Origin of the sequence: Dactylosporangium roseum, assembly GCF_025264685.1 — a bacterium.
Lineage (GTDB): Bacteria > Actinomycetota > Actinomycetes > Mycobacteriales > Micromonosporaceae > Dactylosporangium > Dactylosporangium roseum.
In genome coordinates, this window is record NZ_CP073721.1 from 3987261 (window position 1) to 4009664 (window position 22404).

General features: G+C 73.0%; 16 protein-coding genes and 1 pseudogene. 5 read left to right on the top strand and 12 right to left on the bottom strand.

Annotated elements, in window-relative coordinates:
- The first annotated feature begins 33 nt into the window (after positions 1 to 33).
- Positions 34 to 630: a hypothetical protein gene (locus Drose_RS18625; RefSeq protein ID WP_260729448.1), complete on the top strand. Its 597-nt coding sequence runs from the start codon at positions 34 to 36 to the stop codon at positions 628 to 630.
- The gene (locus Drose_RS18630; protein WP_260729449.1) at positions 627 to 4937 is read left to right on the top strand and encodes a cation-translocating P-type ATPase; all 4311 of its coding nucleotides are present in this window, start codon (positions 627 to 629) and stop codon (positions 4935 to 4937) included. Before Drose_RS18625 ends, Drose_RS18630 begins: the two co-directional genes overlap by 4 nt.
- Before the next feature lie 12 nt (positions 4938 to 4949).
- Here the strand turns inward: Drose_RS18630 and clpB are convergent, their stop codons facing one another.
- The 7 genes from clpB to Drose_RS18665 all read right to left on the bottom strand — a co-directional run bounded on the left by clpB (position 4950) and on the right by Drose_RS18665 (position 14879).
- Positions 4950 to 7589, bottom strand: coding sequence for an ATP-dependent chaperone ClpB (clpB, locus tag Drose_RS18635; RefSeq protein WP_260729450.1), 2640 nt, complete (start codon positions 7587 to 7589; stop codon positions 4950 to 4952).
- A 34-nt stretch (positions 7590 to 7623) separates the two neighbouring features.
- A complete protein-coding gene (locus Drose_RS18640; protein WP_260729451.1) occupies positions 7624 to 8592 on the bottom strand; it encodes a DnaJ C-terminal domain-containing protein in 969 nt (322 codons plus the stop codon).
- Positions 8582 to 9169 (bottom strand): nucleotide exchange factor GrpE, encoded by a 588-nt coding sequence (locus Drose_RS18645; RefSeq protein ID WP_260729452.1) that lies wholly within the window; start codon positions 9167 to 9169, stop codon positions 8582 to 8584. Before Drose_RS18645 ends, Drose_RS18640 begins: the two co-directional genes overlap by 11 nt.
- 3 nt (positions 9170 to 9172) lie before the next feature.
- Positions 9173 to 11071, bottom strand: coding sequence for a molecular chaperone DnaK (gene dnaK / locus Drose_RS18650; protein WP_260729453.1), 1899 nt, complete (start codon positions 11069 to 11071; stop codon positions 9173 to 9175).
- Positions 11072 to 11223: 152 nt separating this feature from the next.
- Entirely contained in the window at positions 11224 to 11781 is a 558-nt protein-coding gene (locus Drose_RS18655; protein WP_260729454.1) for a general stress protein, read from the bottom strand.
- Between the two features lie 313 nt (positions 11782 to 12094).
- On the bottom strand, positions 12095 to 12805 hold the full coding sequence (locus tag Drose_RS18660; protein ID WP_260729455.1) for an Hsp20/alpha crystallin family protein: 711 nt from the start codon (positions 12803 to 12805) through the stop codon (positions 12095 to 12097).
- A gap of 157 nt (positions 12806 to 12962) precedes the next feature.
- Complete coding sequence (locus Drose_RS18665; protein WP_260729456.1) at positions 12963 to 14879, bottom strand: glycoside hydrolase family 15 protein; 1917 nt, start codon at positions 14877 to 14879, stop codon at positions 12963 to 12965.
- Between the two features lie 228 nt (positions 14880 to 15107).
- Between Drose_RS18665 and Drose_RS18670 the strand changes: the two genes are divergently transcribed.
- On the top strand, positions 15108 to 16082 hold the full coding sequence (locus Drose_RS18670; RefSeq protein WP_260729457.1) for an AraC family transcriptional regulator: 975 nt from the start codon (positions 15108 to 15110) through the stop codon (positions 16080 to 16082).
- 12 nt (positions 16083 to 16094) lie between these two features.
- Here the strand turns inward: Drose_RS18670 and Drose_RS18675 are convergent, their stop codons facing one another.
- The 3 genes from Drose_RS18675 to ctaD all read right to left on the bottom strand — a co-directional run bounded on the left by Drose_RS18675 (position 16095) and on the right by ctaD (position 18876).
- Positions 16095 to 16307: a hypothetical protein gene (locus tag Drose_RS18675; RefSeq protein ID WP_260729458.1), complete on the bottom strand. Its 213-nt coding sequence runs from the start codon at positions 16305 to 16307 to the stop codon at positions 16095 to 16097.
- A 414-nt stretch (positions 16308 to 16721) separates the two neighbouring features.
- Positions 16722 to 17147 (bottom strand): cytochrome c oxidase subunit 4, encoded by a 426-nt coding sequence (locus Drose_RS18680; RefSeq protein WP_260729459.1) that lies wholly within the window; start codon positions 17145 to 17147, stop codon positions 16722 to 16724.
- Positions 17137 to 18876 carry an aa3-type cytochrome oxidase subunit I gene (gene ctaD / locus Drose_RS18685; RefSeq protein ID WP_390891445.1) on the bottom strand — a complete coding sequence of 580 codons (1740 nt, stop codon included), beginning with the start codon at positions 18874 to 18876 and terminating at the stop codon, positions 17137 to 17139. Before ctaD ends, Drose_RS18680 begins: the two co-directional genes overlap by 11 nt.
- A 326-nt stretch (positions 18877 to 19202) precedes the next feature.
- Here ctaD and Drose_RS18690 point away from each other — a divergent pair.
- Positions 19203 to 19322, top strand: a pseudogene (locus tag Drose_RS18690) (DUF5709 domain-containing protein); the annotation flags it as partial.
- A gap of 21 nt (positions 19323 to 19343) precedes the next feature.
- On the opposite strand, the gene Drose_RS18695 reads toward Drose_RS18690, so the two are convergent.
- On the bottom strand, positions 19344 to 20513 hold the full coding sequence (locus Drose_RS18695; protein ID WP_260729461.1) for a zinc-dependent alcohol dehydrogenase: 1170 nt from the start codon (positions 20511 to 20513) through the stop codon (positions 19344 to 19346).
- A complete protein-coding gene (locus tag Drose_RS18700) occupies positions 20510 to 20938 on the bottom strand; it encodes a hypothetical protein (protein WP_260729462.1) in 429 nt (142 codons plus the stop codon). Before Drose_RS18700 ends, Drose_RS18695 begins: the two co-directional genes overlap by 4 nt.
- Before the next feature lie 457 nt (positions 20939 to 21395).
- On the opposite strand from Drose_RS18700, the gene Drose_RS18705 reads away from it, so the two are divergent.
- Positions 21396 to 22268: an SGNH/GDSL hydrolase family protein gene (locus Drose_RS18705; protein ID WP_260729463.1), complete on the top strand. Its 873-nt coding sequence runs from the start codon at positions 21396 to 21398 to the stop codon at positions 22266 to 22268.
- Positions 22269 to 22404: the final 136 nt, after the last annotated feature.

Here is a 22404-nt window from a genome sequence, read left to right on the forward strand (position 1 = left end):
TCACATGTGACGTCCCTGCGGAGGTGCTTCTCGATGACGAACACAGCAACGCAGACCCGTCCGCAGTCGCGTTCGGCGGAGACCGCGCGCCGCACTCGACGGTCGACGAGCCGGGCCGCCGCGGAGAGGTCCGAAGCGGCGGCCACGGAGCAGCCGGCCACCACACGGCCCGCCGGCAGACGGACCGCCGGCACCCGGACCACCACTGGACGGACCGCCGCGCAAGAGGCCACCACCGCGGCGAAGGCCGCGGCGAAGACAGCGCCCGCCGCCCCCGGCGAGGCCGGCCCGGCCGGGCCGGCCGAGCCGAGTCCCGCCGAGCGCGCGGCCGAACGTGCCGCCGGCAAGGCCGTCGCCGGGGCGGAATCGGCTCTCGCACAGGCCAAGTGGACGGCCAGGACGCTGGCGTCCGCGGTACCGCTGCCGGAGCCCCGGCGCCTGCTGTACTACGGCGGAATCGGCGCGCTCGCCGCGCTCGGAATCCTGGAGTGGCCGGTCGCGGCCGTGGCCGCGGTGGGCGTGTGGGTCGCCACCCACACCGACGGCCACGAGCAGGCGTCGCACCGGGCCGCCGGGCCGCCCGGTGCGGACATGGAAGGTGTACGGGGCGTCCCCGCCACCGCACGGTGACGAGGTCGACGGACGGCCGGCCGGCGGCGCCGCGGTCCCGCGGCCGGCGGCTGGCCCGGGCCCGGGGTGGCCTCGCACAGATCGAGGTGCGCGGCGCCCGCCCCGGTCGCGTCACGGCGGAGCACGGCAGGCTGTTCGAGAAGTCCCTGGAGAAGCTGCGCGGTGTCGACTGGGCCGCCTGGAACGGCGTGCTCGGGCAACTGCTCGTCAGCTACGACGAGGACAGCCTCGGGCTCGACGACCTGGTCGAGGCGGTGGCGACCGTCGAGGCCGACCACATGGCCGGTGAGCCCGCCGGTGCGGAACGGCTCGACGTCGAGACCCGGCACAAACTGACGCTCGCCGCCGACGTCCTGGGTATCACGGCTTCGGCCGTGGCCAAGCGCCTGGGGCTGCCCAGCGCGCCGCGCGAACTGCACGCCGTCGCGGCGCTCGTCGACCACCTGCCCCAGGTGCGGACGACGCTGCGCCGGGCGATCGGCAAGAACCGGGCCGATTTCGCGCTGTCCGCGGCGAGGACCGCACTCGGCGTCGCGAGCCAGTCGAAGGTCGGCATGACCACGGACGCCGTCCTGCGGGTGATGCTGCTGCAAGAGGCCTCCGCGGAGCGGGACGCCTGGCTGCACCGCCTCGGCCGCCTGCTCCCCGAGCCCGCCGCCGCGCGCGCCGACGCCCACCGCGGCGGGCGCCCCGCGGAAATGCCGGACGGCCCCGTCGAGCAGTACGCACGCCGCGTCAGCGTGCTCACCCTGCTCGTCGCGGGTGCGGCGGCCTTGCTGCCCAGCGGCATGCGGCACGCCGCGCGTGTGGTTTCGGCCGGCTCGCCCGGCCCGGCGCAAGTGGGGCGCGAGGCGTACGCCGGCCGCCTCGGCCGCCTCCTCGCGCACCGCGACGTGCTCGTGCGGGACCGGACCGCGCTGCGCCGCCTCGACCGGGTCGACACCGTGGTGATCGACGCCCAGGTGCTCACCGGCGCCGGCCACGTCATCAAGCACGTGGTGCCGGTCCGCGGGACGGTCGAGGCCGCCTGGGAATCCGCCGCACGGCTCCTCGACGGCGGCCGCGGCACCCCGACCGGCGAGCCGGACGCCGACGGCTGGGCCCTGGCCGACCCGGATCGCCTCGGCACACCCGTCCCCGACGACGCCCGCGCCGAGGCCCGCGCCCACGACGGCACGCGCGGGAAGCTCTACGCGCTGGTCCACGATCGGACCCTCGTGGCGCTCGTCGTGCTGGAGGCCGCGCTGGACCCGCTCACCGTCGCGCTGGTCACGGCCGGGCGTCGGGTCGGCCAGGTGCTGCTCGCCGGGGCCAACGCCGACCTGCGCCGGCGGGTGCCGTCGGACGGCACGGTCGCCGGCGGCTCGCGGCTGGCCGGCTCGATCCGCGCGCTGCAACGTGACGGTCATGCCGTCGTGCTGGTCGCCGGCCGGAACGACGCCGCCCTGGCCGCGGCGGACTGCGGCTTCGGCGTGCTGCACCAGGACCGCAGGCTGCCGTGGGGCGCGCACCTGATGGGCGGCCCCGGTCTCGAGAACGCCTGGCTGCTGCTGGAGGCCGCGGCTCTGGCCCGGACCGTGAGCCGGCGCAGTGTCCAGGTCGCGTCGCAGGGTTCGGCGGCCGGCGCACTGCTCGGCGCGGCCGACGGGACACAACGCGGGGCGCGCAACGTGGTGCTGGCGACGGGCATCGCGCAGATCGCGAACCTGGTCGGCGCGGCGATGTCGGTGCGTGGCCTGGCCCGCCGCACACCGCCGCTGCCCATCGGCACCGTCGCCTGGCACGCGTTGCCCGTCGACGAGGCCTTGCGGATCCTCGAGACGTCCCCGGCGGGCATCAGCGAGGAGGCCGTCGCGCAGCGCCGGCCGGCCGGGCAGCAGAACGGCGACCAACCCGTCGAGCGGGGGCTGGTCGCGACGATCGTCGGTGAACTCGACACACCGCTCACCCTGCCGCTCGGCGCGGGTGCTGGGGTCTCCGCCATGACCGGCGCGAAGAGCGACGCGGGCCTCGTGGTCGCCGTCATCCTGGCCAACGCGGTGCTCTCCGGCGTCCAGGACATCGCCGCGCGGCGGGCGCTGCGGCAGCTCGTGACCGCGGCGACGCCGCCGGTCCGGATCCGCCGGGACGGCGTCGACCGCCCAGGGACCCTCAACGAGCTCGTGCCCGGCGACGTGATCCTCCTCGATCCCGGCGACGCGGTACCGGCGGACTGCCGCCTCATCGCCACGACCGGCCTGGAGATGGACGAGTCGGCGCTGACCGGCGAGTCGATGCCCGTAGCGAAGGACACCGCCGCGACGCGGGCCGCCGCCGTCGCCGAGCGCAGCAGCATGGTCTTCGCCGGGACGACGGTCGCCGCCGGCTCGGCGACCTGCGTCGTCGTGGCGACCGGTGCGGAGACCGAGGCGGGCCGCAGCGCGCGCACCGCGCTGCACGGCACGCCGAAGACCGGTGTCCAGCAGCGGCTGCGGCAGCTCACCAAGGCGTCGCTGCCGGCCGCGGGCGTCGCGGCCGCCGCGCTGCTCACCAACGGCCTGATCCGGGGGCGGTTCGCGCAGTCGGTCGGCGACTCCGTCGCCCTCGCGGTCGCGGCGATCCCCGAAGGCCTGCCCTTCATCGCCACGGCCGCGGAGCTCAGCTCCAGCCGCCGGCTGTCCCGGCGCAACATCCTCGTCCGCGACCACCGCTCGATGGAGGCGCTCGGCCGGGTCGACGTGATCTGCTTCGACAAGACCGGCACCCTCACCGAGGGACGCATCGCGCTGCGCAGCGTCTCCGACGGCCAGGAGCAGGTGTCGGTCGACGCGCTCACGCCCCGGCACCGCGCGATCCTCGGTGCGGCGCTGCGGGCGAGCCCGGCGCCCAACGGCTCCGGGACGCTGCCCCATCCGACCGACCAGGCGGTGGTCGTCGGGGCCGCGGCCGCCGGCGTCGGCACCGGCGAGGGCGCCGAGGACTGGCGCCCGGTGCGCGAGCTGCCCTTCGAGCCGGTGCGCGGATTCCACGCCGTCCTCGGCACGGCCGGCACCGGCCAGGTGATCAGCGTCAAGGGCGCGCCCGAGATCACGCTCCCCAGGTGTACCACGATCCAGGGCCCGGACGGCACGGTCCGGCCGATGACGACGGCCGACCGGCAGCGGATCGAGGCGGACGTCGACCGGATGGCCCGCCAGGGACTGCGGGTGCTCGCGATCGCGGAGCGCGCGGCCTCGCGGCGGGTGGGCCTCGACGCCGAACGGGTCGACGGCATGGAGTTCCTCGGCCTGCTCGGGCTCGCCGACCCGACCCGGGCGAGCGCCGCCGAGGCGGTGAACAGCTTGCGACAGGCCGGCGTCAAGGTGCTCATGCTGACCGGCGACCACCCGAGCACGGCGGCCGCGATCGCGGCGGAGCTCGACCTGCTCGACGGCGGTGCGGTGCTGTCCGGGACCGACCTCGACGGTGCCGACGACGCGACCGTGGACGCGCTGGTGTCGAAGGCCGCGGTCTTCGCGCGGGCCAGCCCGGGCGACAAGGTCACCGTCGTGCGGGCGCTGCGCCGTGCCGGGCACACCGTCGCGGTCACCGGCGACGGCGCCAACGACGCGCCGGCGATCCGGCTCGCCGACGTCGGTATCGCGCTCGGCGAACAGGCCACGGCGGCGGCCCGCCACTCCGCGGACATGATCGTGATGGACGGCCGGATCGAGACGATCGTCGACGGCGTGATCGAGGGCCGCGGGATGTGGGCGTCGGTACGGGAGTCGCTCGCGCTGCTCCTCGGCGGCAACCTGGGCGAGGTCCTCTTCACCGTCGGCAGTTCGGTCGTCTCCGGCACCTCGCCGCTCAACGCGCGGCAGATCCTGTTCGTCAACCTGATGACCGACCTGCTGCCCGCGATCACGATCGCCGCGCGGCCACCCAAGCACGTCAGCCCGGAGCGGCTGGTCCGTGAGGGACCGGAGGCGTCGCTCGGCGGCGCGCTGGCCAACAACGTCATCCGCCGGGCGGTGGCGACCTCGGCCGCCACCACGGGTGCCTGGCTGGCCGGCAAGGCCACCGGCACGGCGGCGCGGGCCAGCACCATCGCCCTGGCCTCGCTCATCGGTGCGCAGTTGGGTCAGACCGCGCTGCTGTCGGGCGGTGACCCGGTCGTGCTCGGCGCGGCCGGCGCGTCGGCGGCGGCGCTGTTCGGCGTGGTGCAGACGCCCGTCCTGAGCCAGTTCTTCGGCTGCCGGCCGCTCGGCCCCGTGGGCTGGGGGACCGTCCTGGCCGCGACGGCGGCCGGCACGGCCCTGGGAGCGATGCGCACACCGGCCCGTTGACTCCCGGGCCTGTCACGAGGGCGCCGCGGCGCCGGCCGGAGCGCCTGCCCAACCGACCTCGAGACCGGCCGGGCCCAGATCCGCCACGATCGTGTCCGCCTCGTGGCCCTCCGACCGCAGCAGCATCCGCGCGATCGGTGTCTCCAGTCGCCGTTGCAGGTAGCGGCGCAGTGGGCGGGCGCCGAACACCGGGTCGAAGCCCTCGGCGGCGATGTGGCGCAGCGCCGCCTCGGTCACCTCCAGCCTGATGCGCCGGTCGGCCATGAGGCGGGCCCGCAGGTCGTTGAGCATCAGCTCGACGACCTGCTCGATGTCCGCCAGCGTCAGCGGCTTGAACAGCACGGTGTCGTCGATACGGTTGAGGAACTCGGGCCGGAAGTGCGAGCGCAGTGTCGCCAGCACCGCCTCGCGGGCCTCGTCGGTGAGGTGCCCGTCGCTGGTCACGCCCTCTAGGAGGTACTGCGAGCCGAGGTTGCTGGTCATGATGACGATGGTGTTGCGGAAGTCGACGGTGCGACCCTGCGAGTCGGTGAGCCGGCCGTCGTCGAGCACCTGCAGCAGGATGTTGAACACGTCGGTGTGGGCCTTCTCGATCTCGTCGAGCAGTAGCACCGAGTACGGCTTGCGCCGCACCGCCTCGGTGAGCTGGCCACCCTCCTCGTAGCCGACGTAGCCGGGCGGCGCGCCGACGAGCCGGGAGACGGTGTGCCGTTCCTGGTACTCGCTCATGTCGAGCCGGATCATGTTCTGGTCGGTGTCGAACATCGCGGCGGCGAGCGCCTTGGCGAGCTCGGTCTTGCCGACCCCGGTCGGGCCGAGGAACAGGAACGAGCCGATGGGCCGGCGCGGGTCGCGGATGCCGGAGCGGGCGCGGATGATCGCGTCGGCGACCGCCTGCACCGCCTCGTCCTGGCCGATGACCCGCTCGTGCAGGATCTCGTCGAGCCGCAGCAGCTTCTGCCGCTCGGTCTCCAGCAGCCGGGTGGTCGGTATGCCGGTCCACCGGGCCACGACCTGCGCGATCTCGTCCGGCGTCACCACCTCGCGCAGCAGCCGATGGCCGCTCTGCTTCGTGGTGAGCCGCTCCTCCTCGGCCCGGAGCCTGCGTTCGAGCTCCGGCAGCCGGCCGAGGCGCAGCTCGGCGGCGCGGTCCAGGTCGTAGGCGCGCTCGGCGTGTTCGGCCTCGCGGCGGATCCGCTCGATCTCCTCGCGCAGCGCCTGGACCCGGTGGATGGCCTGGCGTTCCGCCGTCCACTGCGCCCGCATCGCGTCGACCTGGGCGCGCAGGTCGGCGGCCTCCCGCTGGATCTGGTCGCGGCGGGCGAGGCTGGCCGGGTCGTCCTCCTTGGAGAGCGCGGCCGCCTCCATCTCCAGCCGCATCAGCCGGCGGCTCGCCTCGTCCAGTTCGGCGGGCTGGGAGTCGATCTCGGTGCGCAGCATCGCGCAGGCCTCGTCGACGAGGTCGATCGCCTTGTCCGGCAGGAAGCGGTCGGTGATGTACCGGTGGGACAGCTCGACCGCCGCGACGAGCGCGCCGTCCTGGATGCGCACCCCGTGGAAGACCTCCAGCCGCTCCCGCAGCCCGCGCAGGATCGTCACGGCGTCCTCCGGGGTCGGCTCCTCGACCAGGATCGGCTGGACCCGCCGCTCGAAGGCCGCGTCCTTCTCGATGTGCTTGCGGTACTCCGCGAGGGTCGTGGCGCCGATCATCCGCAGCTCGCCGCGGGCGAGCATCGGCTTGAGCATGTTGCCGGCGTCGAGCGCCCCCTCGGTGGCGCCGGCGCCGACGACGGTGTGCAGCTCGTCGATGAATAGCAGGATGCGTCCCTGCGCCGCGGTCACCTCGGTGAGCACCGCCTTGAGCCGTTCCTCGAACTCGCCGCGGTATTTCGCGCCGGCCACGAGCGAGCCCATGTCGAGCGCAAAGATGATCTTGTCGCGGAGCCCTTCCGGCACGTCCTGGTCGACGATGCGCTGGGCGAGCCCTTCGACGATGGCGGTCTTGCCGACGCCCGGATCGCCGACGAGCACCGGGTTGTTCTTGGTCTTGCGGGACACGATCTGCACGACCCGGCGGATCTCGTTGTCCCGGCCGATGACCGGGTCGAGCCGTCCCGCGCGGGCGTCTGCGACCAGGTCCCGGCCGTACTTCTCAAGGGCCTCGTAGGCCGCCTCCGGGTTGGCCGACGTGACCCGCTGCGCGCCGCGGATGCCGGTGAGCGCGGTCAGGAGGCGCTCCCGGGTGATGCCGAGGTCGTGCAGGACGCGGCCGGCGGCCGTGCCGGGGCCCTCCTCGTCGAGCGCGAGCAGCAGGTGCTCCACCGACACGTACTCGTCCTTGAGGCGCCCGGCCTCGCGCTCGGCGGCGTCCAGCAGCCGGGCCAGCCGTTGCGTGACCATGACCTGCCCCGGTCGGGCGCCGGGACCGGACACGGACGGCCGCCGCCGCAGCTCGGCCTCGACCCGGTCGCGGACCTGGTCGACGTCGGCGTCCAGGGCCGTCAGCAGGCGCGGCGCGATGCCGTCCGCCTGGTCGAGCAGGGCGAGCAGCAGGTGCTCGCCGTCGACCTCGGGGTGCCCGAACCGCAGGGCCCCGGTCTGGGCGTCGTGGAGGGCTTGCTGTGACTTCTCGGTCAGCCGGTTGAGGTCCATGTCCGTCTCCTGGGCGGTGCTTCGCGTCGGTGGGTCATCCCATCCGCCGGGGATCGAACGTCGACACCCTGGCCCACTGCTCCAGCAGGCGACGCTCTTCGTCGGAGAGTTTGGGCGGTACCACGATCTTGATGTTGGCGTAGAGGTCGCCGGGGTCTCCCCGGGGGTTCGGCATGCCCTTCCCGCGCAGCCGCAGCCGCCGTCCGGACGGCGTGCCGGGCGGCGCGTGCACCCGGACGACGCCGTCCGGCGTCGCCAAGGGCACGGTCGCGCCGAGTGCCGCCTCCCACGGTGCGACGGGGAGGTCGACGGTGATGTCGCGCTCCTTGACGCGGTACCGCGGGTGCGGCGCGAGGTGGACGCGGAGGTACAGGTCGCCGCGCGGCCCGCCGTCGGCGCCCGATCCGCCCTGGCCGGCGAGCCGGATCCGCGATCCCTCGGTCACGCCGCGCGGGATGGTGACCTCGTACTCGCGGGTGCCGCCGGACGGTGCCGGCAGCGTGACCTTGCGCCTGCCGCCGTGGAAGGCGTCCTCCACGCTGATCGTGAGCTCGGCCTCGGTGTCGGCGCCCCGGACCGGTCCGAAGCCGCGCGGCCCGCCGGCCCGCCCGCCGAAGAGGCTCTCGAAGAGGTCCTCCACGTCGACCACGCCGCCGGCGGCCCGGCCCGAGCGGAAGCCCCGGGCGCCGCCCCGTCCGCCGCCGGCGCCGGCGGCGGCCCGGTCCCACGCTCCGGCCCCGGTCCGGCCGGCCGCCTGCTCGAAGTCGTCGGGGATCTGCCGCCAGGCGTCGCCGAACTGGTCGTACTTGCGGCGGCGGCCAGGGTCGGACAGCACGTTGTACGCTTCGTTGATCTTCTTGAACCGGTCCTCGGCCCCCGGCGCCTTGTTGACGTCCGGATGGTGTCGCCGCGCGAGGGTGCGGTACGCGCGCTGGATCTGTTCGGCGTCGGCGTCCCGGGACACGCCGAGGATGTCGTAGTAATCGTTCGACTCAGTCGCCATCCGCTCCGCCACCCGGTCGGTCGTCTGGGCCCGCCGCGGGCCGGGACTCCGCGGCGGCCTCCGGCCCGCCGGCCTGCTGCGGGGCGGCGCTCACCGCGACGACCGCCGGCCGCAGCAGGCGATCGCCCTTCGCGTATCCGGGCAGCAGCACCCGGGCCACCGTGCCGGGTGGCACCGCGGTGTCCTCGACCACCTCGGCCGCCTCGTGCAGCTTCGGGTCGAAGGGCTCGCCCACCGTGCCGATCGGTTGGAACCCCAGCAGCGAGAGCACCCGCTGGGCCTGCTCGCGCACGTGCCGGACGCCCGCCACGATCGTCACCGGGTCGGCCTCGGCGTGCTGCAGCGCCAGGTCGAGGTGGTCGAGGACCGGCAGCCACGCCGCCGACACCGCCAGGCGCTCGTTGAGCCGCTGGTCGGCCGCGTTGCGGCTGGCCCACTTCCGGGTGTTGTCCAGCTCCGCGAGGGCCCGCTGCCACTTGTCCCGGAGGTCGGCGGCCTCGTCGCCGGGCGGCGCCACGGCCGGCTCGGCCGTGGTCTCGTCGGTGGCGGCCTGTTCGGCCGCGTGCCGTTCGGTCATGGCTCAGCCCGTGCTGAAGTCGGCGTCGATGACGTCGTCGCCGCCGCCGTCCGGTCGCGCGCCGGCGGGCTGCTCCTGGCCACCGCCGGGTTGCCCGGTCCTGGCTTCCGCCGGACGGGCGCTCAGCGCGTACAACATCTGCTGCAGATCTCCGGTGAGCCGGCGGGCCTGGTCCAGCGGTGCCTGGTCGCGCACGGCCTGCCGGGCCTCGTCGAGGAGCATGTTCGCGCGTGCCCGGTCGTGCTCCGGCACCTGGTCGCCCAGTTCGCTCAGTTGGCGCTCGACCTGGTAGGCCATGCTGTCCAGCGAGTTGCGGGCGTCGACCTCCTCGCGCATCCGCTGGTCCTCGGCCCGGTGCTGCTCCGCCTCGCGGAGGAGCCGCTCGACGTCGGCCTTGTCCAGCGTGCCGCTCTCGGTGATGGTGATCTTCTGCTCGGCGTTGGTGTCCTTGTCCCGCGCGGAGACGTTCAGGATGCCGTTGGCGTCGATGTCGTAGGTGACCTCGATCTGCGGCATACCGCGCGGTGCCGGTCGGATGTTCTCCAGCCGCATGCGGCCCAGCACCCGGTTGTCGGCGGCGCGTTCCCGCTCGCCCTGCAGCACCACCACGTCGACGGCCGGCTGGTTGTCCTCCGCCGTGGAGAACACCTCGCTGCGGCGGGTCGGAATGGTCGTGTTGCGGTCGATCACCTTCGTCATCAGGCCGCCGAGCGTCTCGACGCCGAGCGACAGCGGCGTGACGTCGAGCAGGACGACGTCCTGCACCTCGCCCTTGAGCACCCCCGCCTGGATCGCCGCGCCGAGCGCGACCACCTCGTCGGGGTTGACCGTCATGTTCGGTTCCTTGCCGCCGGTGAGCCGCCGCACGAGGGCCTGGACGGCCGGCATGCGGGTCGCGCCGCCGACGAGGATGACCTCGTCGAGGTCCTCGACGCTGATCTTCGCGTCGCTCATCGCCTGCCGCACCGGACCCATCGTCCGCTCCAGCAGGTCGTGGGTCAGCTCCTCGAACCTGGCCCGCGTGACCGTCGCCGTCAGGTGCTTCGGCCCCGTCGCGTCGGCGGTGATGAACGGCAGGTTGACCTGCGTCTGGGTCACCGACGACAGCTCGATCTTCGCGCGCTCGGCGGCCTCGGTGAGCCGCTGCAGCGCCTGCGGGTCCTTGCGCAGGTCGATGCCGTTCTCGCGCTTGAACTCGCCGGCGAGGTGGTCGACCAGCCGGTGGTCGAAGTTGTCGCCGCCCAGGTGCGTGTCGCCGGCGGTGGCCCGCACCTCCACGACGCCGTCGCCGACGTCGAGGATGCTCACGTCGAACGTGCCGCCACCGAGGTCGAACACCAGCACCGTCTCGTGGCCGGCCTTGTCGAGCCCGTAGGCGAGCGCGGCCGCGGTCGGCTCGTTGATGATCCGCAGCACCTCCAGGCCGGCGATGCGGCCGGCGTCCTTGGTCGCCTGCCGCTGGGCGTCGTTGAAGTACGCCGGGACGGTGACGACCGCCTCGGTGACCTTCTCGCCGAGGTGCTTCGCCGCGTCGTCGGCGAGCTTGCGCAGGACCTGCGCCGACACCTCCTCCGGCGAGATCAGCTTGCCGCGGACCTTGAAGCGGACCGTGCCCTCGGGCCCGGGGGCGACGTCGTAGGTGACCGTCTTGATCTCCTCGCCGGCCTCCTCGTACTTGCGGCCGACGAACCGCTTCGCCGAGTAGATCGTCCCCTTCGGGTTGAGCACCGCCTGCCGCCTGGCCAACTGCCCCACGAGGCGCTCGCCGGTCTCGGTGTAGGCCACCACCGACGGCGTCGTCCGGCTCCCCTCCGCGTTCGGAATCACGGTCGGTTGACCACCTTCGTACGCGGCGATCACCGAGTTCGTCGTGCCCAGGTCGATCCCCACAGCCCTCGCCATGAGCGGGTCTCCTCTCGCCTGTCGGTTGGTGCGGGCCCGCGGCCCGCGAAGTTCAGCAGTTCCGTGGTCGGGGGCCAGCGGCGCCGGTGGGGCGGCCGGCCGCGGCGTTCCCCCGCGACGGCGCGGCGAGGCCGTGCGGGACAACGCCGTCGTCAGCCCGCCGCCGTCTCGCCGAGGATCTGCCGCGCCTGGCCGGCGTACTCGGCGTCGATCATGAGCGAGTACGTGGACGCCTGGAGGTTGCTGGCCGACTTGAAGTCCCGCTGGCCGCCGGTCATCGCGTGGGCGATCGCGCCGAACGCGGCACCCCACAGCAGGCCGGCGACGACGGCGAAGACCACGACCTGCCACCACGCGCCGACGGCGAAGATGCCGAGCAGCACGCCGACCAGCAGGCCGAACCATCCGCCGCTGCCGGCGCCGGCGAGCGCCGCGCGGCCGATCGTCATCCGGCCCAGCACCCGCTCCACCAGGCGTACGTCCGTGCCGACGATGGTGACCCGGTCGACCGGGAACTTGGCGTCGGACAGGCGGTCCACCGCCCGCTGGGCCTCGAGGTAGTTGGGATAGGTGGCGATCGTCATCATCGGCCGCTCCGGCGCACCGATGTCCCGGCCGGCGGCGCGGTCCGGGGTGACGGGCCCGCCGCCGCGGGTGAACGGCATCGAGTTGCTCTCTCGCGGTATACCGGCGTCGGCCGGATTGGTCATGGCGACAACCCTCCTCTGTTCCCGTGAAGGTCAACCAACGACGATGCGGTGGTCCACCGCGCTCCGCTTGCCGCTTCTCGAGTTCTCCTCCGAGCCTTCTTCGAGCCTTCTTCGGACACGGGTGACGGCGCCATCCGAAGAGGGTGAGACGAAGGCTGTTCGGGCAGGGCCCGGTGCGGCGCGGCCTCCCGGTGGGCGACCCTGCCGATGCGGTCGGCAGGGTCGAACCGCTGTGCGGGGCCGGTGGTGAACAGCGGGCCGCCGCCTCCGGTGGCAGCGCCGGCGGCTGCCGCCGGGCGCGCCGGTGTCGTGGTCAGCGCCGGCCGCCGCCTCCGCTCTGCTGGCTCTGCTGGCCTTGCTGACCTTGCTGGCTCTGCTGGCCCTGCTGGCCCTGCTGGCCCTGCTGGCTCTGCTGGCCCTGCTGGCTCTGCTGGCCCTGCTGGCTCTGCTGGCCCTGCTGGCCCTGCTGGCCCTGCTGGCCCTGCTGGCCCTGCTGGCCCTGCTGGCCCTGCTGGCCCTGCTGGCCCTGCTGGCCCTGCTGACGCTGGATCTCGATCCGGCGCGGCTGTGCCTCCTGCGTCTTGCCGATGTCGACCGTCAGGACACCGTTGCTGCAGGTCGCCTCGACCCGGCCTGGGTCGACGTCGCTCGGCAGGTCGATGAGGTACTCGAAGTCACCCCGCTGGCGGTTCTGGCGCCGGACTATCCCGTTGCGCTCCCGCTCCTGGAAAGTGCCCGAGATCCGCAGCTCCTCACCGCGCATCTCGAGGTTGATGTCCTGCGGGTCGACGTTCGGCACGTCGATCTCGACGATGTACGCGTTCTCGGTCTCCTCGATGTCCACCGGGACCGCCAGCGGCGACATCCCGCCGATCGCGGTGGGGTCGGTCAGGAGCGCCTGCATCAGTTGCCCGAACCGGTTGTTGATGTCGCCCATCTCCCGCAGCGGGTCCCAGCGGTACAGGGGAGTGAGCTGGCCGCCGCCGCCACGCCACCGTCGGGAGGTGAAGGGTGCGAGTGTCATGACTGATCGGTTCCCTTCTCGATCCGAACGCTCTTGGTACGGAGCCGGTTTCCGCGGGTGGATCACTTCTCAGCCTCGGCCGGGACGGGCAAATGTGTTTCCCCTGGCGGGGATGAAGTCCGACACGGCCGCCGGACACTGTCCCCGTGGCCTGCGATCACGGCATGGAGCAGGGCTGCACCCTGCCGAACTTCTCGGCGTACTCCTCCTCGGCGCGGATCACGTGGAACACCGCGTTGATGAGCGACAGGTGGGTCAGCGCCTGCGGGAAGTTGCCCAGGTGCCGGCCGCTGTCGGCGTCGAGTTCCTCGGCGTAGAGCCCCAGCGGCCCGGCGAACGACAGCAGCTTGCAGCACAGCCGGCGGGCGCGCTCGACCTCGCCGATCTCGATGAGCGCCGACACCAGCCAGAACGAGCAGACGGTGAACGTGCCCTCGTGGCCGTCGACGCCGTCGTCCGTGTCCTCCGGGCGGTACCGCAGCACCAGGTCGTTGACGGTGAGCTCGTCGGCGATGGCCAGCACGGTCGCCCGGACCCGCGGATCGTCCGGCGGTAGGAACCGGACCAGCGGCACCAGCAGCACCGAGGCGTCCAGCGTGTCGGTGCCGTAGTACTGGGTGAAGACGCCGCGCTCGTCGGTACCGTGCTCGCAGACGTCGGCGTGGATCTCGTTCGCGATCGCCCGCCACCGCTCGGCGAGCTGCCGATCGTCGCGCAGCCGGGCCAGCCGCACGCCCCGGTCCAGCGCCACCCAGCACATGACCTTGGACGAGGTGAAGTGCCGCGGCTCGCCGCGGACCTCCCAGATGCCGCGGTCCGGCTCGCGCCAGTGCTTCGCGGCGCTCTCGACCTGGTGGACCAGGATCGGCCACATCCGCTCGTCGAACCGGTCGCGGGTCTTCGCGTGCAGCGACACCGAGTCGAGCACGGCGCCCCACACGTCGTGCTGCCGATGGCTGAACGCGTCGTTGCCGATCCGGACCGGTCCGGCGCCCTCGTAGCCCTGAAGGTGGTCCAGCGTGTGCTCGGTGAGGTCGCGTTCGCCGCCGACCCCGTACATGACCTGGAGGTCGACGTAGCGGCTGGTGATCTCGTTGACGAACCGGCGGAAGTCGTCGGCCTCCCAGTTGAACCCGAGCGTGTAGAGCGCCCACAGCGTGAACGTGGAGTCCCGGATCCAGGAGAACCGGTAGTCCCAGTTGCGCGTGCCGCCCGGCGTCTCCGGCAGCGAGGTCGTGGCCGCCGCGGCGAGCGCGCCGGTCGGGGCGAACGTCAGGCCCTTGAGGGTCAGCGCGCTGCGCTCCAGGTGTCCCCGGAACGGGTGGTCCGGGAACGTGCCCCGGGCCAGCCAATGCTGCCAGTGGTGCGCGGTCCACACCAGCCGGGAATACGCCTCGGCGAAGTCGTGCGGCGGCTCGTGGACGGTCCACGACAGCGCGCAGTAGCGGGTGTCGCCGTCTTTGAGCAGTGTCCGCGCGATCGCCCGGTTGCCCTCGAAACCGATCCGCAGGTCGGTGGTGAGGCGCAGTTCGATGTCGACGTCATCGGCCCGGCAGAGGCCCTGATGGTAGCCGGAGTCGGTGTACTCCCAGTGCCCGGCCAGCCGTCCGTAGTCGAACATCGGGTCGCAGTCCATCGTGAGCTGCACCTCGCCGTTGACGCACCGGATGGTGCGCAGCAGCACGTGCTCGGCGTCGTAGTCCGTCGGCGCGCGGCGGTGCGTGTGCGATCGCTCGTCGTCGTGGTGCCACGGACCCATGAGCAGCACATCCCGCACGATGAGCCAGCCGGTCCGCGTGCCCCAGCTCGTCTCCAGGACCATCGTGCCGGGGAGGTACCGCCGGGCCGCGGGTACCATGACGTCGGCCGGCCCGACCCGGAACCGGCCCGCGCCCCGGTCGAGAATCGCGCCGAAGACACTCGGCGAGTCGATCCGCGGCAGGCAGAGCCACTCCACGTTGCCGCTGGGCGCGACGAGCGCGGTCGTCTCGCAGTCGGAGAGGAAGCCGTACGATTCGATCGGCGGGAAGGGCGACACCGGCGATACCGGTATCGGCGTGCTCGGTGCGGACATCGCTCACCCTCCTCGGCGTGCCGGCCCTCCACCCGCGTCCGCTCGCCGGCACCCGGTCGCGGCGGTCGTGGGCGGGAGCATCGCGTGGTCACGTCAGCCATCGGCGTGCCCGCGACGCTCGCTCGGCTTCGGGCATCGCTCTGGTCGACGCTGCCCGTTGCCGGGGTGAGTCGGCCTCACCCTCACCTCGACTTGCGGTCGTGCACCAGTTGTGAACAGGATTCCCCGGTGGACGACGTGGCGCAGCGGTTGTCGGAGCGGGTGTGGGGTGTCGAGGAGGCAAGGGCGCTCTGCCACACGTATTTCTACCCGGTGACGCTGGAGCCGCTGAAGACCGAGGCGCGGCTGTCGTGCACGTTCGACGCGCTCGTGGCCGGGCCCGTCACGCTGGCCGACCTGGAGTACGGCGCGGCGATCCGGATGAGCCAGCCGAACCTCGAGACGGCGTACCACGTCAACGTCCCGCTGTTCGGCGCCCTGCAGTCGGTGTACCGGGGCGTCCAGATCAGGGCGGATTCGCACCTGGGCGCGGTCTTCGGCCCGAAGGGCGAGGTTCTGCTGGAGCGGTGGAACGCGGGGACCCGGGTCATGTGCGTCAAGCTCGACCGGCTGGCGCTGCACGCCGAGCTGGAGTCGCTGCTCGGCCGGCCGGTCCGCGGCCCGCTGGAGCTGGCGCCCAGCCTCGACGTCAGCCGCGGCGCCGGGCTGACCTGGCTGCGTCTGATGCGGTTGCTGGCCGACGACATCCACAACGAGGACGGCCTGCTGTCCCGCCCGGCGTTCGCCGAACGGCTCGGCCGTGAAGCGGTGCGCGGCCTGCTGTACGCGGTGGGCCACCGCTACCTGGCCGAACTGGCCGAGCCCGGTGTGCCGTGCCTGCCGCGCACCGTGCGGCGGGCGGTCGACGCGATCCGCGACGACCCGGCGCGCTCGTTCACGGTCGCCGAGCTGGCCGCCGTCGCGGGCGTCAGCGTGCGTGCGTTGCAGGAGGGGTTCCGCCGGCACGTCGGGGTCCCGCCGCTGGTCATGCTGCGCGAGGCGCGGATGGCGCGGGTCCACGAGGAACTGCGCGCCGCCGATCCGTACGGCTGCACGGTGGCGGAGGTGGCGCACCGGTGGGGCTTCGCCCACCTGGGCCGGTTCGCGGCGGCCTACCGCAGGACCTTCGGCGAGCCGCCGTCGGCCACGTTGCACCGCGGCTGAGCCCGGCGGGTGCTACGAGCCGGGCTCCGTCGCCGCGCGCGACCGTTCGTCGAGATAGGCGGCGATGTGCGTGGCGGCGTCGTACGCGCGCCGGAGGATCGTGTCCAGCTCCGCGGCGAGCCGGTCCGGGTCGGCGCGTGGCTCACCGGCGAGCACCGTCGACGCCTGTTCCAGCGTGGCGAGGAGCTGGGCGACCTGGAGCCGGACTGCGGTCGTGTGTGGCACGGGCGGCTCCATCGGCTCCATCGGCTCCGATCAACTCCGATCAACTCCGATCAGCTCCGCCGGTCGTGCCGGTCCCGTCGGCCCGCCGGCTGGTCCGGTCGCCCCGTCCTGGCCGGCCCGCGTCGTCGGTGGGCACCGTGGCGACAGTCCACCGTGACGCGGGCCGGCCGGGGACCGGCCACGGCTCGCCGGCGACGTCCCGCGAGCGTCGGGGGGTGAGCTCACGGGCGGCCCGGCCGCCGTACGGGGGTTCCTCGGTCCGTGAGAGCGTAAGCACGCCGGGTAGTCGAGCGCGATCCGCACCGCGCCGAGATCTGTCCGCAGAACGCGGAAGGACGCGGACACCACCGCCGCACCCGCCGGCCGCCGCCGGACGAAGCGGGCTCCTGCAGGTGCAGGCCGGCGGCGGCCGGCCTAGTGTTCGGCGCCCCGGTTCGCCCCGGTGTAGTACTCGAACAGCATTGCCGCGCTCGCCGCGACGACGCCGACGATGCCGGCGGCGGCGATCCAGAGCTGCCAGAGTGCGACGCCGAGCGCGGCCGTCGCGGCGCCCAGGCCGATGCCGAGCGGCCAGTACGACGCGGGGCTGAAGAAGCCAACCTCTCCCGCGGCGTCGGCGATGTCGGCGTCCTCCCGGTCCTCGGGCCGCGGCGGGATGCGCCGGGAGATGAGCCAGAAGTACCCGCCGCTCATGCCGCACAGCACGCAGGACAGCCCGAGCGCCACCGTGCCGGTGCGTTCCACGGAACCGCTGAGGGCGTGGGTCAGGTACGCGTACGCGCCCGTGATGACGACGAGCAGCCCGCCGACGAGGGCGAAGAGCTTGGTCTCAGCCCTCATCGTGCAGCTCCTGAGCGGAACGGACCTCGCGCTGCGGGCGGTCACGGCCGATGTCGGCGAGCTGCTTGCCGTACTTGAAGTCGAACGCCGGCCGCTCCGAGCGGATCCGGGGCATCGCGGTGAAGTTGTGCCGCGGCGGCGGGCAGCTTGTGGCCCACTCGAGGGAGTTGCCGAAGCCCCACGGGTCGTCGACCGCCACGACACGGCCGAACCGGTAGGACTTCCAGACGTTCCAGAGGAACGGCAGCGCCGAGGCGCCGAGGATGAACGCGCCGATGGTCGAGATCGTGTTCCAGGTGGTGAACCCGTCCGTGGGCAGGTAGTCGGCGTAGCGGCGGGGCATCCCGCGGGTGCCGAGCCAGTGCTGGATCAGGAAGGTGGTGTGGAAGCCGACGAACGTCAGCCAGAAGTGCAGCTTGCCGAGGCGGTCGTCGAGCATCCGGCCGGTGATCTTCGGGAACCAGAAGTACACCCCGGCGAACGCGGAGAAGACGATCGTGCCGAACAGCACGTAGTGGAAGTGGGCGACGACGAAGTAGGTGTCGGTGACGTGGAAGTCCAGCGGGGGACTGGCCAGGATCACCCCGGACAGGCCGCCGAACAGGAACGTGACGAGGAAGCCGATCGAGAACAGCATCGGCGTCTCGAACGTGAGCTGGCCCTTGGCCATCGTGCCGATCCAGTTGAAGAACTTGATCCCGGTCGGCACGGCGATGAGGAAGCTCAGGAACGAGAAGAACGGCAGTAGGACCTGCCCGGTCGCGAACATGTGGTGCGCCCAGACGCTCATCGACAGGACGGTGATGGCGATGGTGGCCGCGACGAGGCCCTTGTAGCCGAAGATCGGCTTGCGGCTGAACACCGGGATGACCTCGGAGACGATCCCGAAGAACGGCAGCGCCACGATGTACACCTCGGGATGGCCGAAGAACCAGAAGAGGTGCTGCCAGATGATGGGCCCGCCGTGGGCCGGGTCGTAGACCGTCGCCCCGAGCTTGCGCTGGGCCTCGAGCACCAGCAGGGCGGCGGCGAGCACGGGGAAGACCAGGATGACCATCATCGCGGTGAGCAGGATGTTCCAGGTGAAGATCGGCATCCGGAACATCGTCATGCCGGGTGCCCGCAGCGTGATGATCGTGGTGATCATGTTGACGGCGCCGAGGATCGTCCCGAGCCCGGAGATGACCAGGCCCATGGCCCACAGGTCCCCGCCGATGCCCGGGCTGTTCTGCATGGTGCTCAGCGGCGTGTAGCCGGTCCACCCGAAGTCCGCCGCGCCGCCGGGGGTGGCGAAGCCGGCCACGACGAGCGTGCCGCCGAAGAGGTACAGCCAGTACGACACGGCGTTGAGGCGGGGGAACGCGACGTCGGCCGCGCCGAGCTGCAGCGGCACGATGTAGTTGGCGAAGCCGAAGACCAGCGGCGTCGCGAACAGCAGCAGCATGATCGTGCCGTGCGCGGTGAAGAGCTGGTTGTACTGCTCGGTCGACAGGAACTGCAGCCCCGGCCGGGCCAGTTCGGCCCGTATGAGCAGGGCCATGAAGCCGCCGACGATGAAGAACGCGAAGGAGGAGACGAGGTACAGGATGCCGATCTCTTTGGCGTCGGTCGTGCGCAGCAGCCGGGTGAACGTGTTGCCCGGCACCTCGGGCCGCACGAGCGGCACACGCTGCCGGGCTGTGGTCGGCTCGATCACGACGGTGCCGGTCCTGGCCTCGGCGACCCGCATGGGCTCGCCCGGCCGCCGCGGCGCGCGGGGCCGGCGGTACCGGTGGGACGAGGGCACCTCGATGTGCCGGGCGCCGCTCTCGGGCGGCGGCTTCGGCAATTCCGGCGGCGGCCTCTCCGGCGGCCGCTCGTCCGGGGGCCCGTTCGGCGGTGGCGACGGTGGCTCGGAACCGGACAACGCTCGTCATCTCCCCGTTTCACGACATTCGGTGATCCGTGCCAGGCGCACTTCCCGGCGCCGCGGCGGCCAAACACCGGTCGCGGGGCATGCCTTCCGGAAGCCCGCTGCCGTGCGGCGGGCGTCCGGGTGGCCGCGGCGGTGCCACCGGCAGGCTCGTCGAGCCGGACGAGGGCACCGAGAAGGACATGATCGCCTACGACGCGGGGTCGGCCGGCGGTGTGCCGACCGCGGAGGAGGCGGCGGTCCACGAGGTGCCCGGGCGATGACCGCCCCCTCCGGGGCCGGTGCTACGGCACGAACACCGTTCGGACGCAGTCGTCCAGCTTCTCCTTGAACATGCGGTACCCCTGCGACCCGTCGTCGAGCGACATGGTGTGCGTGGCGAGGTGCTCGGTCACCAGTTCGCCGCGGGCCATGCGCTCCAGCAGCATCGGGGTGTACCGCTGGCCATACATCTGCGCCCCGCGCACCGTGAGGCCCTTGTTCATCATCGCCCCGAGCGGGAACTTGTCGACCACGCCGGCGAAGACGCCGAGGATGAACACGCTGCCGCCCTTGCGGCAGTTGTAGATCGCCGACCGGACCGCTGCCGCGCGGTCGGTCTCCAGCCGTAGCTGCTGCTTGACCTTGTCGTAGACGTGCTGTGCGCCGTCGGCGTCGGCCTCCATGCCAACCGCCTCGATGCACACGTCCGGGCCGCGGCCGCCGCTGCGCTCCAGCAGCTCGGCGCCGACGTCGGTCCGCTCGAAGTTGAGCGTCTCCGCGCCGACGTAGCGCTCCGCCATTACGAGCCGGTAGTCGTACTTGTCGATGCAGATGACCCGGTCGGCGCCGAGCAGCGTCGCGGCCCGGGCGGCCATCTGACCGACGGCGCCGGCGCCCCACACGGCGACCACGTCACCCGGCTTGACGCCGCCGAGGTCGGCACCCATCCAGCCGGTCGGCCCCGCGTCCGACGCGAACAGGGCCCGCTCGTTGCTCACCGACTCGGGGACGGTGAACGCGCCGACGTCCGCGAACGGCACACGGGTGTACTCGGCGTGGCTGCCGGCGAAGCCGCCCATCGCGTGCGAGTAGCCGTAGCAGCCGCCGACCGCCTGGCCCCACAGGGTCTCGGTGATGTCCGGGTTGGTGTTGCCGTTGTCGCACAGCGAGTACTCCTCGCGCCGGCAGTGCCAGCACTTGCCGCACGCGATGAACGACGAGACCACGACCCGGTCGCCGACGGAGTGGTTGCGCACGTCCGGGCCGACCTCGACGACCTCACCGAGGAACTCGTGGCCGATCACGTCACCCTGCCGCATGAACGGGATGTAGCCGCCGAGCAGGTGCAGGTCGGACCCGCAGGTGACGCTCCGGAGCACCTTCACGATCACGTCGCCGCTGTTGCGGATCTGCGGATCCGGTACGTTCTCCACGGCGACCTTGTTCACGCCCTCCCAGCACAGCGCCTTCACAGCCGGCCCTCCTCTCGTCCGTGCCGCGTCGCGTACGCCAGCGGCTTCGAGATGGCGGTCGGCCGCGCCGTCCCCGGCGTGTCCGGCAGCAGCACCTCGCCGACCTCGGCGATCGACCGGGCCTCGCGGAGGACCCGCCGCAGCCGGCGGACCGCGTCGCGGCCCCCGGGCCGGGCCAGCCGCACCGCGAGCTCGGTGCCACGGCCGGCCGGCGCGGGGCGGATCTGGATGTCGACCGGGAAGGGCAACTCGTCCAGCGGGGGAGGCTTCGCGCCGAGATCCTGCGGTGCGCGGTTGATGGTGACGCAGTGCCAGCGGTCGGTACGGACGCGGCCGTCGGGGCCGCGCACGGCCCGGCCGATGGCGACCCCGGCCCCGGCGCCTGCCGCGACGACCGCGGCGGCGCCCACGACTCTTCGGTTCATGTTGCGCTTCATGATCCTCTGCCTGACAGGTGGCTTCACGGTTGCCTCACAGTGGTCGGCGCCGGACACCGCCGGCGGATGGCTGGACTCCGGGCGAGCCTGCCCAGCGGCCCGCGGGGCAAACGCCGCCGGCCGCCGGTGCCCCCGCGACTACTCCGTGCCGCCCGCCGTCCGGCGTCGCGGACCGGTCGCCGATCGCGGGCAGCGGGCCGGAGACGTCCGCCTCCGGTCCCTGGGCGGTGCTCCCCCTCCCGCCACGGCTCGCCCGGGGTCGAGCGGCGACCCGGAGCGGGTGACGTGCTCCTGCTCCCGCCCACCGCACCGGCGCACCCGGTGTACGAGCGGCGGCGGGTGTGGCGGTCACGGTGGTGGCGGGGTCGGCGAGGCATTGACGGATGTCGTTTTAGTTGGCAGAATCACCATCCCCGAACCAGCCCTTCCGCCAGAGGGACCGTCGATGAACCTCGTCCCGCCGCGCCTCCGCGCGCTCGCCGTCACCGTCGTCGTCACCGGAACCGTCCTCGCCACGCCCGGAGCCGCGCACGCCGCCGCTCCCACCGGGCGGTACGTCGCGCTCGGCGACTCGTACACCTCCGCGCCCCTCGTCCCCGACCAGGTCGACCTCAACTGCGCCCGCTCCGACCGCAACTACCCGTCGCTGGTCGCCCGGGCGATCGGCTCCGCCGCGCTGGTCGACGTCAGTTGCGGCGGCGCCACCACCGGCGACATCCTCAACCCCGGTGCCGGCAACCTCGGGCTGGCGGTGCCCGCCCAGATCGCCGCCGTCACCGCCGCCACCGCCCTGGTCACCATCGGCATCGGCGGCAACGACATCGGCTTCTCCGGCATCGTCAGCGCCTGCGCGCAGGACGGCGTCGGCAACCCGTCCGGCACGCCGTGCAAGGACCGGTACACCGCCGGCGGCAGCGATCAGTTGCAGGCGCGCATCGCCGCCACCGCGCCGAAGATCGCCGCCGTGATCCAGGCCGTCCGTGCCAAGGCGCCGAACGCCCAGGTCGTCGTGGTCGGCTATCCGGCGATCGTGCCCGACAGCGGCTACGGCTGCTGGCCCACCGTGCCGTTCGCGTTCGGCGACGTGCCGTACCTGCGCGGCGTGACGAAGTCGCTCAACAGCATGCTCGCGCGGACCGCCGCGGCCAACGGTGCCCGCTACGCCGACGCCTACACCCCGTCGATCGGCCACGACGTGTGCCGCGGCAAGAGTGTCCGCTGGGTCGAGGGTTCGGTGCCCGAGAACCCGGCGGCGCCGTTCCACCCCAACGCCGACGGCGAGCGGGGGATGGCGGACGCCGTCACCGCCCGCCTCTGAAGAAGGGTCTGGTACTTCCGGCCCGAAAGTCGTACAGTGATCCGCGAGACCGGCATCTTCCCCCGTGGATGCCGGTCTCCGCATGTCCCGGGGGTTCCGGCGCGGGCCTCGGCCCGGCCGGGGCCACGTCCGCCGC